General features: G+C 34.5%; 11 protein-coding genes. 1 reads left to right on the top strand and 10 read right to left on the bottom strand.

What is annotated here, in order from left to right; all coding sequences use genetic code 11:
* Window position 1 precedes the first annotated feature (1 nt).
* From QY331_08375 to QY331_08345, 7 genes are all read right to left on the bottom strand, one after another.
* Window positions 2-559, bottom strand: coding sequence for a CvpA family protein (locus tag QY331_08375; GenBank protein WKZ71259.1), 558 nt, complete (start codon window positions 557-559; stop codon window positions 2-4).
* Entirely contained in the window at window positions 560-1006 is a 447-nt protein-coding gene (locus tag QY331_08370) for a GatB/YqeY domain-containing protein (protein ID WKZ71258.1), read from the bottom strand.
* A gap of 70 nt (window positions 1007-1076) precedes the next feature.
* Window positions 1077-1490, bottom strand: a complete 414-nt coding sequence (locus QY331_08365) for a biopolymer transporter ExbD (GenBank protein ID WKZ71257.1) — start codon at window positions 1488-1490, stop codon at window positions 1077-1079.
* Window positions 1491-1513: 23 nt separating this feature from the next.
* Entirely contained in the window at window positions 1514-2047 is a 534-nt protein-coding gene (locus tag QY331_08360; GenBank protein WKZ71256.1) for a biopolymer transporter ExbD, read from the bottom strand.
* 13 nt (window positions 2048-2060) lie between these two features.
* Window positions 2061-2750, bottom strand: coding sequence for a MotA/TolQ/ExbB proton channel family protein (locus QY331_08355; protein WKZ71255.1), 690 nt, complete (start codon window positions 2748-2750; stop codon window positions 2061-2063).
* A 129-nt stretch (window positions 2751-2879) separates the two neighbouring features.
* The gene (locus QY331_08350) at window positions 2880-3563 is read right to left on the bottom strand and encodes an SDR family NAD(P)-dependent oxidoreductase (GenBank protein ID WKZ71254.1); all 684 of its coding nucleotides are present in this window, start codon (window positions 3561-3563) and stop codon (window positions 2880-2882) included.
* A gap of 6 nt (window positions 3564-3569) precedes the next feature.
* Entirely contained in the window at window positions 3570-4574 is a 1005-nt protein-coding gene (locus tag QY331_08345; protein ID WKZ71253.1) for a hypothetical protein, read from the bottom strand.
* Window positions 4575-4663: 89 nt separating this feature from the next.
* Here QY331_08345 and polA point away from each other — a divergent pair, with 89 nt between their 5' ends.
* Window positions 4664-7444 (top strand): DNA polymerase I, encoded by a 2781-nt coding sequence (polA, locus tag QY331_08340; GenBank protein WKZ71252.1) that lies wholly within the window; start codon window positions 4664-4666, stop codon window positions 7442-7444.
* A gap of 51 nt (window positions 7445-7495) precedes the next feature.
* Here polA and QY331_08335 read toward each other — a convergent pair whose 3' ends face one another.
* From QY331_08335 to QY331_08325, 3 genes are read right to left on the bottom strand one after another with little or no spacing between them, the layout of a single operon-like run.
* Entirely contained in the window at window positions 7496-9151 is a 1656-nt protein-coding gene (locus QY331_08335; protein WKZ71251.1) for a T9SS type A sorting domain-containing protein, read from the bottom strand.
* 24 nt (window positions 9152-9175) lie between these two features.
* Window positions 9176-13141: a S8 family serine peptidase gene (locus tag QY331_08330; GenBank protein WKZ71250.1), complete on the bottom strand. Its 3966-nt coding sequence runs from the start codon at window positions 13139-13141 to the stop codon at window positions 9176-9178.
* A 44-nt stretch (window positions 13142-13185) separates the two neighbouring features.
* Window positions 13186-17484 carry a S8 family serine peptidase gene (locus tag QY331_08325; GenBank protein ID WKZ71249.1) on the bottom strand — a complete coding sequence of 1433 codons (4299 nt, stop codon included), beginning with the start codon at window positions 17482-17484 and terminating at the stop codon, window positions 13186-13188.
* Window positions 17485-17507 lie beyond the last annotated feature (23 nt).

The following is a 17507-nucleotide window of genomic DNA, read 5'->3' as shown; positions in this document are numbered from 1 at the left end:
TTTAATTTATGATTGTGGAATCAATTTCAATTTCATTTAGGTCAATCGAGTCTTTCTTCTCAATGATTGTATTTATAAAATCAGTTGCCTTTGATTTGTCACCAATTATTAAATCTATAGTAGTCGGCACAACACTATACATTTTATTATAAAGTAGTGATGAGGATCGAACACTTTCATTCGGTACTTTAAAAATATTTAGGAATAACAAAAATCCACTTATAAAGAATACCATTTGAATTGTGCCGGTTAACCCACCTAAGATTTGATTGATAAATTTGTTTACTTTATCAACTGGGTGAATTATTCGCTTAATGATCGATGAGATTAAAATTATAGTCAGGAAGATTAAAATACCGCCAACAATTTCAGCTAAATTCTGTTCATCATCAAAGACAGGAGCTAAAAATTCACCTACTTCATTTGAATAAGAAAATGCCAGCAAAACAGCTGCAATTAAACCAAGTACTCCAATAATTTTCCTTACCAAACCATCTTTGAAACCAAGAATAAAACCAACCGAAATTGCTGCGATTATTATATAATCTACGTAGTTCAATTAGTTCAATACCTTTTCAACTGCTTCTTTAATAAGTTTTCCGTCGGCTTTGCCCTTTAATTGTTTTACTGCAAGCGGCATCAATTTAGGGAAATCTTGTTTTGACTTTGCATCAATTTCTTTCGCAATTTTCTGCACTTCGGTCAAAACTTCTTCTTGACTCAATTGCTTTGGAAGATACTCTAGAATAATATTCAATTCTGCTTCTTCTTTATCAGCAAGATCATCTCTTTTTGCAGCTCTAAATTGTTCGATAGAATCTTTTCTTTTTTTGGCTGCACCTGTCAACATAGCAATTTCTTCATCAGGTGATAGAGTTTTATCTTTCCCACTTTTTTCAAACTCTAATATTAGAGCACGAATTGATCTAATAGTTGTAAGCCGAAGTTTATCTCCGGATTTCATTGCTTGAGTAAGATCAGTATTAATTTTTTCTTTTAGTGTCATATAATTCCTCACAAAAAAAAAGGCAGGCTATTAATATAACCTGCCCTAAAAATAATGTTTTGTACTAAAATTATCTTTTCAAAAGTGACGAATAATTTATACGTCGAGCATCTGCTTTTCTTAATTCTTGCTGAATATCCGTAACAACACCCATGTTAGCATTTTTATCTACTCGGAAAGAAACGATAACATTAGGCAATTCTACTCTTTTCCGATACATTATATCACGGATTTCATCTTGCTTAACAATAGAATCATTTATCTGAATGCGTTCGTCTCTGCCAACCCAGACGTATGATACCAATCTTTTGTTTTCGATCTTCTCAATATTCTCTGCTTCTGGTAGAGAGAATTGAACAAGAACATCAACTTCTCTTAATTGTGTTGCCACCATAAAGAAGAGAAGCAGCATGAATACAATGTCAGGTAAAGATGCCGTTGGGATATCTTGCTTAGTAGAAGCTCTTTTCTTTTCAAATTTCATGATGTTTCCTTTAGTTAATTCATCTAAACCTTTTCAGGTTCGGCAATAGAAATAATAATAGGAATCTTGCTTTGTATTTCTTCAAGTTCTTCCGGTGTCAAGTCTTGTATAGTTTTACCGAAACGAACTTTAGCATACTCTTCCCTAACCTCAAAGTAAGCGCCTTTAACTTGGTCAAGTGATTGTAAGTATAAATTGTAAACCGTTTTCCTATCAGTTTTAACGGAAACGACTAACTTTTTATTACTTGGAAGTTCAATTTTGCTGGCAATTCTCTCTTTAAGGTTGTCTTTGATTTGAGGTATGGCAATAATATTTCCATCAAGAAGAACGTCTCCGTTTTCATTTATAAGCAAAGCAGCCATTCTATCTTTAGAAATAGGAACAAATTCCTGTTCTTCGGCAGGAATATATTCCGGAAGAACCATACCAATACCGGTATCAACATCTATGTTTGTAGAAACAAGGAAGAAGAGTAAAAGCAAGAATGCGATATCCGCCATGGAACTTGTCGGAATTGACGCTTCCCCTAATTTTCTCTTTTTAATTTTTACCATAGTTGTTTACCGTTTATTTTCCTTTTTTCATTTCATAAAGTGCATCAATCAATTCGATTGAGCTTTCTTCCATGTCAGCAACTAATTTGTCAATTCTAGCAACAAAGTAGTTATAGAATACTTGAAGTATGATAGCAACAATAAGACCGAATAAAGTTGTTAATAACGCAACAGAAATACCACCGGCAACAACGGCAGGAGATAATTGCGCAGCTTCTTTAATAGCGTCAAAAGCTTCAATCATACCTTGTACGGTACCAGTAAAACCAAGCATAGGTGCGATAGTAATAAATGTAGATATCCAGATAAGACCTCTTTCTAGGAATCCCATTTCGATAGCACCGTAAGCCATAATAGCTTTTTCTGCAGCTTCAATACCTTCGTCAGCTCTTAAAAGACCGGCATGAAAAACTGAAGCAATTGAACCGCGAGTATTTTCGCAGACTTTCATCGCTTCTTGAACACCACCTTTAGAAAGCGCGTCTTTTACTTGAACAATAAATTTTTTGGTGTTCATTGTAGCGCGAGAAAGAGTCCAAATTCTTTCTAGAGAAAATCCAAGTCCTAATACTAAACATGCTAAAATTGGCCACATAAAACCGCCACCTTCAACAAACTTCTGCTGTAGGTACGTAAGTGCGCCAGTTTCTTCCACCTGTGCAATAACATAGGATGCGAATCCTAAAATCTCTGAAAATTGCATGAGAGCTAACCTCCGAAATTATTTATTTGTTTTTTTGGTTTTGTAAACTTTATTATCAAAAAATAGTGCTATAACATTAAGGTTTTAGCGAAAAAAAGTCAATAAATTATTTTATCACCATTTTGTCTTTTATTCTTGACTTAATGAAAAATGCAATTCAATTATATTGCCGGAAACAATATTTTTATTCATAAATAGCGAATAAACGAGTTCTCCAATCTCTGAAGCCCTTATCATCATTGATTTATCTCTCACCCATTCCCTATTTTCATTTGTATCTAAAATTGATGGCGCGATAGCATTCACCGAAATGTTATAATTTTTACCCTCTTTAACTAATGTTTTCACCAAATAATTTAATGAACTTTTTGAAGTACCATAAGCGATTTTACCTTCTTGCGGTCTGACAGAAGTCAATGCACTTGTAAAACAAATAGCACCGCCTTTAGATTCTTTAACCGAAATAAAAAATTGTTTTGCTAATAAAAAAGAAATTGTAACATTTATATCGAACATTCTTTGCCAATCAGAAAACTCGGTTTCCACAATTTTATTACCGCCGCCGAATCCTCCAACTGTACTAAACAAATAATATTGTGCATTCTTTTCAAATTCAATTGTTGAGAAAGCCTCAACTACATTTTCTTCTTTCGTCAAATCGCCGGTTTGATAATACACGATTTTATAATTATTGTAACTCAGTATTTTTGAATCGAATAAATAGAACAGATCAAAATCCTTTTTAAGAAAAACTTTGACCGCATCTTTTCCTAATGAACCTCCGGCACCAAATACTAATAATATTTTCTTCATACTTTTTTACCTCATTATAAATAGTTTCGCCCCTACAGGAAGATGATCCGAATATCCATTTAAATATTTACCACTATGGAAGGACGGCATTATTGAATTGACATTTGGACCATCTGTATAAGTAAAAAAATCATCCGATATTATCTCGAATGAATCTTTCAAATATTCCAGTCCTTTTTCATCCAATAATCTTCTGGAAATTATTATCTGATCCAGCATGTTAAAATCTCTATTATATAGATGTGTTCCCCTTCCATTCTCAAAATCATCCCAAGCCAAGTTAATTAATGAAGCAGTTGGATCTGTCATTTTTTTGGCGGATAAAATTTCATCAAGTGAATAGTTGTTTGGTTCGTCATTAAAATCACCAACTATTAAAAAATTTGAAAATTCACGAATTGTTTGAAGTGAGTCAACATATCGTTTTAAAGTAGAAGCCGCATTAACTCTTCTCGGTTGTGATCTTTCCTCTCCCCCTCTTCTCGATGGCCAATGATTTACAAAAATGTCTAATAATTCATCGCGATATTCTAGAGATACGTGTAATATGTCTCTGGTAAAGTAATCATCATTAAAAAAGTTTACCGGTATTTTATAAAATCCGACTAAATCAAAAATGTCAGAATCATACATTAAGTAATTATCAATGCCGCGAGCATCCGGTGAATCAAAACCTACAACCATGTATTTTCGATTGTATAAAAATGTAATTGCCATTTTTTCCAATAAATATTTGTGTTCGACTTCCATAAATCCAATGATGTCGGGACCTTTCCCTTCATTCATGAAATTAATTACATCCGAAAGATTTGACATTTTTTGATGAATTCTTTCGTCAGTCCACTCTTTCGATCCGGTTGATAAAAATTCCTCATCTTCTTTATCGAGATCATTAACATTATCAAACAAGTTTTCAATATTCCATGAAGCTATATATATTGTATCAATATTCTGTGCGGGAATCATAATCGTAAAACCAAGTACGAAAAAAAGCATGAATTGAATTTTCATTTGAGCCCGTTTTAGTAAATAACTTCTCTTTTAATTATATTCAAAAATAATAATTAACCTATATAAACAATTATAAGATTGCAAATCATATGGCAAAAAAGAAAAAATTTGTAATAATCGACGCAATGGCTTTAGCATACAAAGCTTATTTTGCTTTTATAAATAGACCGTTAAAAACTAAATCAGGTGAACCGACTTCAGCTGTTTATGGCTTTATAAACCAAGTATTTAAAATTATAGATGATACTCAACCCGATTATATAGCTGTTGCGTTTGATTCAAAAGAAAAAACCTTCCGTCACGATAAATATGAAAAATATAAATCATCCAGAGAAGCAATGCCGGAAGATATGATTCCACAAATCAGAAGAATCCGAGAAGTTATCGAAGCATTCAAAATGCCGCTTTACATTAAATCCGGATTTGAAGCCGATGACTTAATTGGTACTGCAGTTAAAAAAGCTGCCGAAGCCGGCTTGGAAGCTTTTGCAATAACACCGGATAAAGACTACATGCAATTAATAACTGACGATGTAAAAGTTATTAAGCCGGGTAAATCGACCGACGAAATAGTGATTTTCGATAAGCAAAAGGTTAAAGAAGTATATGGTTTTGAACCTATTCAAATGATTGACTATTTGGCATTGATTGGCGATTCGAGTGATGATATACCCGGTGTTGCGGGAATCGGTCCAAAAACTGCTCAACCATTGATCGAACAGTTCGGATCTGTTGAAAATATCTATGAGAATATTGGCATAATTGATAAAGCCGGTTTGCGTAAAAAGCTAGAAGAAGGAAAAGAAAATGCAATCATCTCAAAAGAACTCGCAACAATTGTAACCGATGTTGATTTTGAATTTAATTTAGAAGACGCAATATTCTGCGAACCGGATTATGAGACATTAACAAAGTTATTTGTCGAATTAGAATTCAAAAATTTCGGTGATAAGCTTATTAAACTTTTTGGCAAGAAAGCAGATAAGGCAATCACCGAAACAACAGAAGCATATTTAAATGATGAAGTTGATAACTTCGACTCGAAAAAAGTGAAGTATTATCTTGTAAATAAAATTAAGGAAGCTGCAAAGTTAGCAGATGAATTATCAAAAAAGGAATTACTTGTTTTTGATACCGAGACAGATTCGCTCGATGTCTTAAACGTAAACCTTGCCGGTTGTGCATTCGCTTGTAAGAGTGGTGAAGCTTATTTCATTCCGATAAAACCGTCAAAGGAAACAACTCAACTTTTCGAAACTGATTTATCGGATAGAATTGAACTTGATCAGTTTGCGAAAATATTCAAACCGGTTTTTGAAAACGAGAAGATCAAAAAAGTATGTCAAAACGGTAAGTATGATATTGCAGTTTTAAGAACACATGGAATAGAAGTAAAGAACTTTTACTTTGATACAATGCTTGCAAGCTATGTTATCGATCCAGACCAAAAACATGGTATGGATAGTTTAGCAGAAAAATATCTCAACTACACTCCAATTCCATTGTCTGATTTAATTGGTGCGAAGAAAGAAGCGTCCAAAATATACGAAGTTGATTTGGAAAGGTTATCTAATTATGCGGCGGAAGATGCCGACATTACATTTCGCCTTTATGAATTATTTAAGAAAGAATTAAAGAAGGAGAATTTAGAGAAAGTCGCATACGAAATTGAATTCCCGTTAGTTGAAGTTCTTGAAGATATGGAAAGAAACGGAATTAGTGTTGATAAGAAAAGTTTAGGGGCGTTCAGCAAGGATTTACAAATTTTATTAGATAACTATACGAAAGAAATTTTTAAGCTTGCCGAAGAAGAATTCAATATTAACTCTACTCAGCAGCTTCAAAAAATCTTATTCGAAAAATTAAAATTACAGAAGACTAAAAAAACAAAAACCGGTTTTTCAACGGACGCAAGATCTCTGGAATCCCTAAAAGGCGAACATGAAATAATAGATATCATTTTGAATTATAGACAAGTTGCCAAGCTAAAATCAACTTATGCGGATTCATTACCCAAATTAATTAATCCTAAAACCGGAAGAGTTCATACTACGTTTAATCAAACTGTTGCATCGACCGGAAGATTGTCAAGTTTAGATCCGAACCTGCAGAACATTCCTATCAGAACCGAACTTGGAAAAGAAATAAGAAAAGCATTCGTTCCAAGAGATAAAGATCATGTTATTTTCAGTGCGGATTACAGTCAAATTGAACTTCGAATAATGGCAAGTATATGCAGCGACAAAAATTTAATGGAAGCGTTTAAGAATAACGAAGACATTCACAGAAGAACCGCCGCACTTGTCTTCATGGTTGATCCGAACGATGTTACTGCAGATATGAGAAGAAAAGCAAAAGAAGTTAATTTCGGAATCCTTTATGGAATCGGACCATTCGGATTGAAAAATAGATTAAGAATAACTCAAAATCATGCGAAAGAAATAATTGATACTTATTTCGGAACATTCAAAAATGTAAAAAAGTTCATGGATGATTCCGTAAAATTCGCTCAAGAAAAGGGTTATGCGGAAACTTTGCTCGGCAGAAGAAGATATTTACGAAATATTAATAGCAGTAATCGAGTGGTAAAACAATTTGAAGAACGAGTTGCAATTAATATGCCGATTCAAGGAACTGCAGCAGATATGATAAAGTTGGCTATGATTAATATTCATCGTGAATTAATTAAACAAAAGTTTAATTCCAAAATGGTTTTGCAAGTCCATGACGAATTATTATTCGATGCTCAAAAAGATGAAATTGATGACCTAATTCCACTTGTTAAAAAGTTAATGGAAGAAGCGTTACCATTGCAAGTCCCGGTTGTAGTCGATACCGGAGTTGGTGATAATTGGCTGGATGCGCATTAGTTATTCAGTAAGGAAATAGTAAAGCATTTTTCTCTATTAAGAATCATAGCTCTATTTCAATAGAAGTAATTTCCGAGTTTTATAAAATTCACCAGCCTTTAAACTATAAATATAAATACCAGATGATGTTTCAGATCCATCAAAAGACACTTTGTATTTACCTGCAGATTTCTCCTCATTTACTAAAGTTTTTATTTCTCGACCCAATAAGTCATAAATTTTTAAAGTAACAAAAACGTTCTTCGAAACTGAATATTCAATCATTGTAGTTGGATTAAACGGGTTTGGGTAGTTTTGATAAAGTGTATATTCGATTGGTAATCGTTTTTGGTCAATTGAAGTTATGTTTGAATAACTAACTATTAGTTTAAGCGAGGTAATATTGGTGTTATTTAGGCTAAATTCATTTGTTCCCGGTAAATAATTTTCATTAACTATCACACCTCCAAACAAATCTTGTATTGTAATATTAACACCGGATGGTTGATCCCAGTTTAGTATTAACTCCGTAGCATCTTCACCTAATTGAAATTGTAGTTCATGTTCGTAAGTATAGATTCCATTCAATTCACCAAATCTTATATCAGAATATGAACTAATGAATGAATTAGGAAGTGCAAATCGAATAAAGAATATTTCGCTGGGTGGGGGCGGCGGTAACTCTTGTTCTCCTAAATGTGGATCTAATCCATCTGTACCGGTTGAGTCAAAACCAATTTTTAAGAGTTGTGAACTTCCCTTGCCATTTGAGGCATTGAACTCTACTTCATAATTAGCGTTATTGAGCAACTCATATTTCATTTTACTAGGCTGATCATTTCTTTCAAGATAGCCATCCGACATAGTTTTAATCCAATAACCTTTACCCGGTTGTAATTCATCTACTGATTTGTAACCACCATCAAACTCGAAAAACTCCGAAGATGTTATACCATTTGGGACTTGAAGCATTTCACCCGTTGAAACTAAGTCACTAAAACTGCCAATTAAATTCCAACCTTGGTAAACTGGAATTCTATTTTCATCACTTTCTAATCCTTCTATCTGTTGTAGTAAATCGGCAGAGAACTTTATCCAGTATCCGCTAAAAATTCTGAGAGTATCAATTTTGTGATAACTATCCGTAAATTCATAAGGATGTGAAATTGCGGTGGGGAACACACTCAAATAATTCATGTTATCTTTTACCAATGGGGCTGAAACTAAATTCCAACCCACATTTAATTGAACTTTTTTAATGATGGACTTTTTTTTTACGATTAAATTACCCGGATTAATACCGGTAAGAATATTATCCGAATTACTATTAGCTAAAACACAATTAGAAATATTTATTATGTAATCACCCGGCTGATCTTTGAGAATAACATTAAATGTTATCAACTCACCACTATTTCCCGAAAAACTTTTTTGGCTGATTGAAAACGCAATTACCCGCAGAACATTTCCATCTAATAGATTAGCAGATAACGTATGATCCTCTGCTCTTTCACTAAGTTTTACTGACCCTTGTTGATAAATACAAACATCGGGCAAAACAATGTCTGATTGGAAAGCAACAAATTCATCAACGTTTTGAACATTGACTGCTATCTTTATTGTGTCTCCAACTGAAGCAGTCACATCATTGATTGAAACAATATTTTGCGCTTGAGCCTCGAGCAATTGAAGAGATACAAACAGAATAACTAATATTATTTTATTCAAAAGTTCCTCTGAATTTTTACTTGTTTACTTCAACAAAATCATTTTCATTGCGTCAAAAAAACTTCCGGCTTTAATTTGATATATATAAACTCCACTGGCTACATTTCTGTTACTGCTATTAAGACTGTTCCATAATACTTCATGATAACCTACCGGTTTTTGTAACTCTTTATACTCCCAAACTAATTGACCGAGTATATTAATTATTTTTATTTCAACATCTTCCATCTGTTTTAGTCCATACTTAATAGTAGTGGTGGGATTAAAAGGATTGGGATAATTTTGAAAAAGAACAAACTCATTTGGTATTTCTTCCTTACTATTTGATATAGTTACATTTAAAAGATTGTTGAGCTGATCCGCGGCCGAAACTTCTATAATCTCTTTTATCTTACCATTGTTTATTGTAAATAAACTCCCTTCATCTATTTCGATTGCTCGATTATTAAGATTATACGCAACCATATATAAAGTATCATTCACTACATTGAAGCCAAATTCCATCCTCTTCATTAATTCATTTGGAACAAGTCTATATTCACTTTCAATATTTACAAGTGCTTTTAAATAGATTGCTGTTATGTGATCGCCATTTTTTAATCTTACTGTCTTGTCATCATATTGAATTAGCGGTTCTCCCGATGAAGCGATGATTTTTGGATTGGAGTTACCCATTATAATATTTACCGAAGCGACTATATCCAAAACATTTATAAATCCATCATTGTTCACATCCGCGGCATCACTTAAGAAGGGCTGAGGGTTTTGGTTAAGTAAGTAGCTTACTATAGTCGTTATATCTAGTACGTTTATTTCCAAGTCACCGTTTGCATCTCCTTTTGATGCGTTGAACGGTTTAGCTGCAACTGTTTTTGAAGGATCGCTTTCTGCCATATCCGTACCGAGAACTGTATAATAATAACGGTAAGTCGTATCTGGAATTACATTGTAGTCTGTGTAAGTAGAGTCTGTGATAAGTGTCTGATTAATTCTTGTAGTGTCTGAGGTGGTTGATTCATCCACCATATAGTAACGATACATGTTGTAGCCAAGCTCGTCATCTGTATTTGCTACCGGCCATTCTAAGTTAACTTTACCGATATCCGCTGTGGCAAGGAACTCAGTTGACGCAGCGCCGGCTGCTTGGAGTACAAACTTAAAGCGTGAGTTTTCAATTGGAATTTCAAAGTACTCATCATCTCTTGCGTTGGCTACTCTGATTGTATTTATACCGTCACCGGTCTCCAGACCGAAGGTGTAGAAAGCTGTCCAAATAGTTGAGTCTGCCGACCAAGAAGAATTGTCTGTTACAATATGTTGTGTGTAGGGTTCTCTCACTCCAAAGGTAAGGAATGGAGTTGATGCTACATCCATTGATCGGTTGAAGTAAACATCAAATCTTACTGTCTCAGATCCGAGTGGATCTAGATGTTCGTCTTGAGGGTCTATTCCGTTTACTTCTACTTTCCAAACAATACCATGAGCTAGTGGAGAAGGTGCAAAAAGTGGTTCAATGGGTTCAATAATTGGGAAGTCTGAATTATCAAAAAAATCCAAAATTTCTTTATCGATTTTCTCATTATCGAAAGAACCAAAATAATTAGATGGCAAATAGTTTATACTAAAGGATCCTTCGGGGAGTCCAATCGAAAAATAAGTTCTTGGTATTCTCTGATAATTATCGAAAAAATTATTATTAGTTTTGGAACTAATGTTACCAAGAATTGGTGGATAGTATCCCGTTTCATTACTTATAATATTATTATATTCTGCTACTCCTGAATGGTAATAGATAATATTTGATGATTGATTATAATAAAAATTAGAATATCGGATATTACCACTAGTTATGATATCGCCAACACCAAAGTTATATCTAAAAATCGAATTCTCGATTGATGATGCTCCGCTAACAATTTGATAATTATGACTTGAATATTCGAAAATACAGTATTCAATTTCACTGAAATAAGGATCCTCTCCGATACCTGCATTATTTAATATATCTATTCTATTCCAATAATTATTTCCGTTTTTTGTAAATAGGATTAATGAATCGGGCTTTCCTTTACAATAAAAAAACTTATCTATAATAATAGATATATCCTGATCAATTCTTAAAATTGTGCCAGGATAAATAATCAGTGAATCAAAAACAGCATTACCAGTTATGATATATTCTTTATTCGGGTATAATTTTTTCATACCGTTATAAAATCCTGACAATTCAATTCCATTTTGTATGTTGATTGTAATTTCATCAGTCATAAATGTATTAATGTCATGTCCTATCTCATACTCAAATACTATATCTCTACTATTAGCTACATCTGGGTCAATATAAATTCTAAATGGATCTAGTTCCCCTGTCATCGTTCCATAGGCAGAGATATCACCTATGTAACTTGTGCTGTCCAAAATAGTTGCTACTGATTGATCTTCATATTCTCCAAATCTTATCTTCGACCATACACTATCTGCATATCCTCCGGCATTCTTAACTGTAAAGTAAATCTCTATCGTCTCTCCCGCATCTGCTATTCCATCTCCGTCTCCATCTAAAGTGTCTACTATTGCATATTCCACTAGTGATAAATTGGGGACAAGGTTAATTGTCATGCTCATCTCAATATCTAAAACTCCATTAGTCGTTCCCTGGATAAGTTTTGCAAATATCTCTTCGGTTGATTGATTTGGTTCAAACAACTTCATTAAACTAACAGCTCCTGCCACTATCGGGGATGCCATTGATGTTCCACTTATCCCTTTATATCCTCCATTTGGAAATATGCTTTCTATATTCACTCCTGGCGCCATTATTTCATAGTTATGGTTGTATGGATTGCCAACAGCAACTGGTCCTGAAGGATCATAGTTTGAGAATAATGCTCTTTCATTTCCACTAGTAGAGGCTTCAACTCCAATTACAAATCCATAGCACGCAGGGTAACTTGGGAAATATGGTGCCGGTGGATATGGCGGATCAACTTTATATCCATTATTCCCTGCAGCAGCAACTAATACTGAATAAGCGTATGCATTCTCCAAAGCTATCTTTACTGTTAGACTCTCTCCGTAACTGCCCAAACTCATATTTATTACATCCACTCTGTTCTGGGATGCGTATGTTATTGCTTCCGCTAAATCGCTGCTGTTTCCTCTTCCATTACTCTGAAGCATCTTGACCGGCATTATCTTAGCATGCCAGTTTATCCCCGTTACTCCGACTCCATTGTTTCCCTCTGCAGCGGCTATCCCGGCTACGTGTGTTCCGTGGGAATTATCATCCATTGGGTTGTTGTCGTTGTTTATAAAATCCCAACCTCTTATATCATCTACAAATCCATTTCCATCATCGTCAATTCCGTTGCCGGGTATTTCATCTTTATTTATCCAAATATTGTCATCTAGGTCGGGATGTAACCAATCAACACCGGTATCTATAATTGCAATTACTTGGGTTGTATCTCCGGTCGTTAATTCCCAAGCCTCCGGAGCGTTTACCGCATTAATATGCCATTGGTCTCCGCTTTGATATAATGGATCATCGGGATAAACTGCGTTTGCATGGAAGTGATAATCGGGTTCTGCGTATTCTATTTCGGAAAGTTCACTTAACTTGCTTGCTAATTCTTTAGGATCAATCTCGGCTTCATACTTCATTTCATAAATTTTATCGAGACGTTTTACTTCATGCTCGTTACCGTAATAATCCTTAAATAATCTTTGCTGGTTCTCTACTTCAAAATTCTCAAAGAGTTTCTTGATTTCTTTTACACGATACTTAGTTAGAATTGCATCCAAACCATCTAAGCCGGTGACAATATTACCCTTTGCTTTGAGAGCGTTACCATCAATTTCATATTCATCATTGATCATAAATAATATCACATCTGGTTCGTATGTAATGTTGTATGGATCATTTTTTAATACTTCTTGCGCATTAATTAACAAAGCAACCAATAGCAGTAATAGAATTATATTTCGCACGCTCACTCCAATAGTTATAGGATTATTGCAATTCTGATTCCAGTTTATTTAAGAAGCAACATTTTCATAGCTTGAATAAATTTGCCTGCTCTTATTTGATATATGTACACTCCCGTTGCTACTTGTCTGTTGCTGCTGTTTACACTATTCCATTTTACTTCATAATATCCCGGTTGTTGTGCTTCTGCAAAGTATTCCCATACCTTTTGTCCAAGTATGTTGAATACTCTTATCTCTACTTTCTCTTGTTTTGGTAATGCGTATCTTATTGTTGTCGTAGGATTAAACGGGTTCGGGTAGTTCTGATATAGCGTAAAATCTTTCGGTATTATTTCTCCGTCATTTACTAAACCGATCTCTACTTTTTCTCCCTTCTGATTGCTTCCCGTTACTTCCTTGAGTTCTCTGAAGTATCCTTCTGTTATACTGAACAACATTTCTTTTTCTTTATTATTAAGTGTCTGGTTCTTGAAGCTGAACATTACTATATACATCGTATCACTAATTACATTGTACGATATCTCCATTTCCTTGGCTGCTTCTCCGGTTACTAGGTTTGCTTTAGATATATCTGTTCCAACTATCTTGAACTGTAATCCGGCTAGTCCTTCGCCTTCTTCTATGTATGCTCTCTTTTTATCGAATGTTATCTTTGGTGGACCGCTTACTTCCGATAGTTTTGGCAAGCTCTCAGACATGATAATATTTACAGTTGCTACTATATCCAGAATATTTACTTGAGAATCACCGTTTACATCGGCTGCTTCTAAAATGAAGGGTTGAGGGTTTTGGTTTAATAGATATGCTACTATGGAAACTATATCTTGAACCGTAACACTTAAGTCTCCGTTGGCATCTCCGGCGGAGGCAGTAAGAGCTTCTGTACCAACTACTTTTGATCTTTCTGATTCGTTGAAGTCTGTTTTTACTACTGTGTATTGATAGTAATAATTATCCCCCGGTATTACATCAAAATCTGTGTACGTTGTATCTGTTATCAGTTGATTGTTAATCATTAGTGTATCTGTATAGGTTGTATCTGTAAGATTCGTAAATCGGTAGAGATTATAACCAAGTAGGTCAACTACATCTTCCGGTTGAATCCAGTCTAATTCTATTTTACCGAGCCCGGCTGTTGCATTAAAATCAACTGAGCTTAAGCCGGCTGCATCAATCACAAATTCAAATCGCATATCTTCAACCGGTATTTCAAAGTCTTGAGTATCACGGGCATCTGCTACACGTATTCTGTTTATTCCGTCACCGGTGTGGAGTTGAATAGTTTTATATGCCGTCCAAATTTTATAATCATGTGACCAAGAACTAGAATCTTTGACACTATCTGTCAAATAAGGGTAAATTCTTCCAAACGTGACCTGGGGTTCGAAATTTGGGTTCATTGGCCTATTGAAATAAATATCAAATCTTTGAATACCTACACCAATAGGGTCTGTAATCTCATCTTGTGCGTCTTGACCGTTTACAAGTATCTTCCAAACTACTCCGTGAGCAGAATCAGATGGAGGTGTGGTCAATGGCTGAATATTGACTAAAGGAATACTTGCATTATCATTGAAGTCATAGATTAATGAATTGACTTTATTTAAATCAGTGGTACCCCAATATTGATTTGGGAAATCGATAATATTGGATGAACCTTCAGTTTTGACAATGAAAAATTCCTTAGTATCATCTGGAATAATAAAATTATTCCCATAATATTTTGCCCCATTAGTTTCGTCTAAATAAAATAAATATGCTGGTTGCCAAAGATGAGGGAATGTGGGATATGAGTAAACATACCCATTTATAGCCTTTACAAAATTATTATACTTCGAATAAGTAGATTTTTTTATATTAGGAAAATTTGAGTAGGCGCTGTAAATATTATTGATAAAATTATTTGTTGTAAGAGTATCTGCCCATTGCAACCCACCCCACAAAACTGAATTTTGTACTGTATTATTACTGAATGCACCCGAATGATTGTTAATTAGATAGGTGCTGTTTATATCTGTGTCATTAAAACTATCTATAAAAGAATTTTTTACTTTGGAATCGAAGAAAGACTTTCCGATATAAAATTTGCAAGAATCAAAATCACCATAAAAATAATTACCATTATAAAATTCACAATTATTAAATATTCCACCTCTAATATCATTCCCTTTCCCAAAATATTTCACATATTTATTTAAAGTAATCCCAAGCCCACCTCCCTCAATAATTATTAAACTATCCTTACTTCCAATAGCTTCAATATAACCGCGATTATCAAAAGAACCGTTCAAGATAAGATGAGTTCCAGGTAGAATTTTCATAGTCGATCCTTCTGTTAACCTGGTACTATTATTAATTAACCAAAGCTTATCCGGAGTGAGAACAATATCGCCCTCTAAGAATCCGGATAATTCTGTTCCATTGAAAACAACAATGCTTATCAAGTGACTTGAAGTGTCAGAATTCGCAGCATCCCACATTAACACTTCTAATTCAAAGTACGATTCGTTGGGAAATGTTGGTTCTAGATAGAATATAAATGGATCGTATTGATTATTTTTCTCACCAAAAGGACTGATGCTGCCAAGGAAAACCACGTCTTTAGTAAATTCAATATGATCTGAAAAATATTCTCTGCTTATGTCACTTAATTGTAATTTAATAAATGTACTATCTGCTTGTCCAAAAGAATTTCTAATCCTTGTCCAAAGATGTATTATTTCACCTGCATCAGCTTGGTTATCATAATCATTCCCGGTTAGAGTATCGGTTAATTCGAAATGTCGTAGATCAAAAACAGGGAATTTTGTTGAAGAAAATATATTTGTATTGGCATTAGTTGGTCTCGAAAGATGAATGAAATCAGACCAACGCTCCTCTCGAGTAATTGGATTCTTAATTTGATTATATAATGAAATGATACCAGAAACCAAGGGAGCACCCATTGAAGTACCCGAATAAATTCGATACAGACCTGCAGGAACTGAACTGAGAATGCTACCTCCGTAGCTTATCAACTCATAGTTTTCACCCGTGGCGAATTCAGATTTTATGGGTCCATCTGGATCATAATTTGAAAACGACTCTACAACCTGGACTCCGAGGACAAAATTAAATGCGGCAGGGTACATTGTACTCGCATCCCTTAAATCTGGACTAGATGGATAAATACTTTTTCTATCATTCCCAGCAGCTGCGACTAATTCTGAGATTGCAATAGCATCCATTAAAGCAGCTTCCATTGTAAAACTTTTTGAGTATCCTCCGAAACTCATATTTAGAATTGAAGCTCCATTCGAACTAGCATAAATAATCCCTTGAGAGATAATTGCTGCATCTCCTCTTCCCTTATTATCAAGAATTTTTATAGGCATTATCTTAGCTCCCCAATTTACTCCCGCTATACCTATTCCATTATTCCCTTCCGCTGCTGCTATTCCAGCAACGTGCGTTCCGTGAGAGTTGTCATCCATTGGGTTGTTGTCGTTGTTTATAAAATCCCAGCCTCTTATATCATCAATAAATCCGTTGCCGTCATTATCTTGTCCGTTACCTTCTATCTCATCAGGGTTTTTCCAAATCTTGTTCTTTAGATCGGGATGGTTCCAATCTACTCCGGTGTCAAGTATTGCTATTACTTGTGTTGTATCACCCGTGGTTGTTTCCCAAACTAAATCAACTTGCGTTGCTGGAATGCTCCATTGCTCGGAGTATAATGGATCATTAGGGACTACCGCCTGTATCTCATTAATTCTCCCTTTCTCCCCTTCTCCCACTCCTTGTTTATTTATCCACTCCAACGTTTCTTCTTCGCTTAGTCCGGGTGATAATGCTTCGCTGTCAATGATAGAATAAATGTAATTCGGTTCTGCGTATTCTATTTCCGGTATTTGTTTTAATTCTTCTATTGCTTCAAATAAGTTTAGTCTTTCTGCTTCTTCTGATATTTTTATTTTATGTATGTTATGCAGAGACGGTCTTTCAAATTCATATCCGTTAAATGATTTTAATATTTGTCTCTGCTGAAGTCTTTCAGCTTGTGGAAAGAGTTTTTTTGCTTCGGTTACTTTGTGCTTTTTAAATACAGCATCAACTGCGGATATGCCGGTAACTACATGACCCTTACTTGTTTTACCAAGTACCGGGTTTACTTCAGCTTTATATTTAATTAATATCTCTCCCGGTACATACTCTCCCTCGTACATCATGTCTTTGGTTTTTATTACATCATATTCTGTTTGATCGCTCCCATTGGGTGGGCAGGTTGGACAGTCTTTGTCTTGACTGAAGATAGTAATACACAATAAAAGGAATAAGCTCACCAGCATTCCTTTTGATTTCATTACATCACCTTTTCTTTAAAAAG

This window comes from Melioribacteraceae bacterium, assembly GCA_030584085.1.
Classification (GTDB): domain Bacteria; phylum Bacteroidota; class Ignavibacteria; order Ignavibacteriales; family Melioribacteraceae; genus SURF-28.
The sequence above is the reverse complement of the archived record's forward strand: the minus strand, read 5'-3'. Positions and strand labels throughout refer to the sequence as shown.

Coding starts and splice junctions, on each gene's coding strand:
- QY331_08370 (WKZ71258.1), bottom strand. CDS start 1,006: ATGACACTAAAAGAAAAAATTAATACTGATCTTACTCAAGCAATGAAA.
- QY331_08365 (WKZ71257.1), bottom strand. CDS start 1,490: ATGAAATTTGAAAAGAAAAGAGCTTCTACTAAGCAAGATATCCCAACG.
- QY331_08360 (WKZ71256.1), bottom strand. CDS start 2,047: ATGGTAAAAATTAAAAAGAGAAAATTAGGGGAAGCGTCAATTCCGACA.
- QY331_08355 (WKZ71255.1), bottom strand. CDS start 2,750: ATGCAATTTTCAGAGATTTTAGGATTCGCATCCTATGTTATTGCACAG.
- QY331_08350 (WKZ71254.1), bottom strand. CDS start 3,563: ATGAAGAAAATATTATTAGTATTTGGTGCCGGAGGTTCATTAGGAAAA.
- QY331_08345 (WKZ71253.1), bottom strand. CDS start 4,574: ATGAAAATTCAATTCATGCTTTTTTTCGTACTTGGTTTTACGATTATG.
- polA (WKZ71252.1), top strand. CDS start 4,664: ATGGCAAAAAAGAAAAAATTTGTAATAATCGACGCAATGGCTTTAGCA.
- QY331_08325 (WKZ71249.1), bottom strand. CDS start 17,484: ATGAAATCAAAAGGAATGCTGGTGAGCTTATTCCTTTTATTGTGTATT.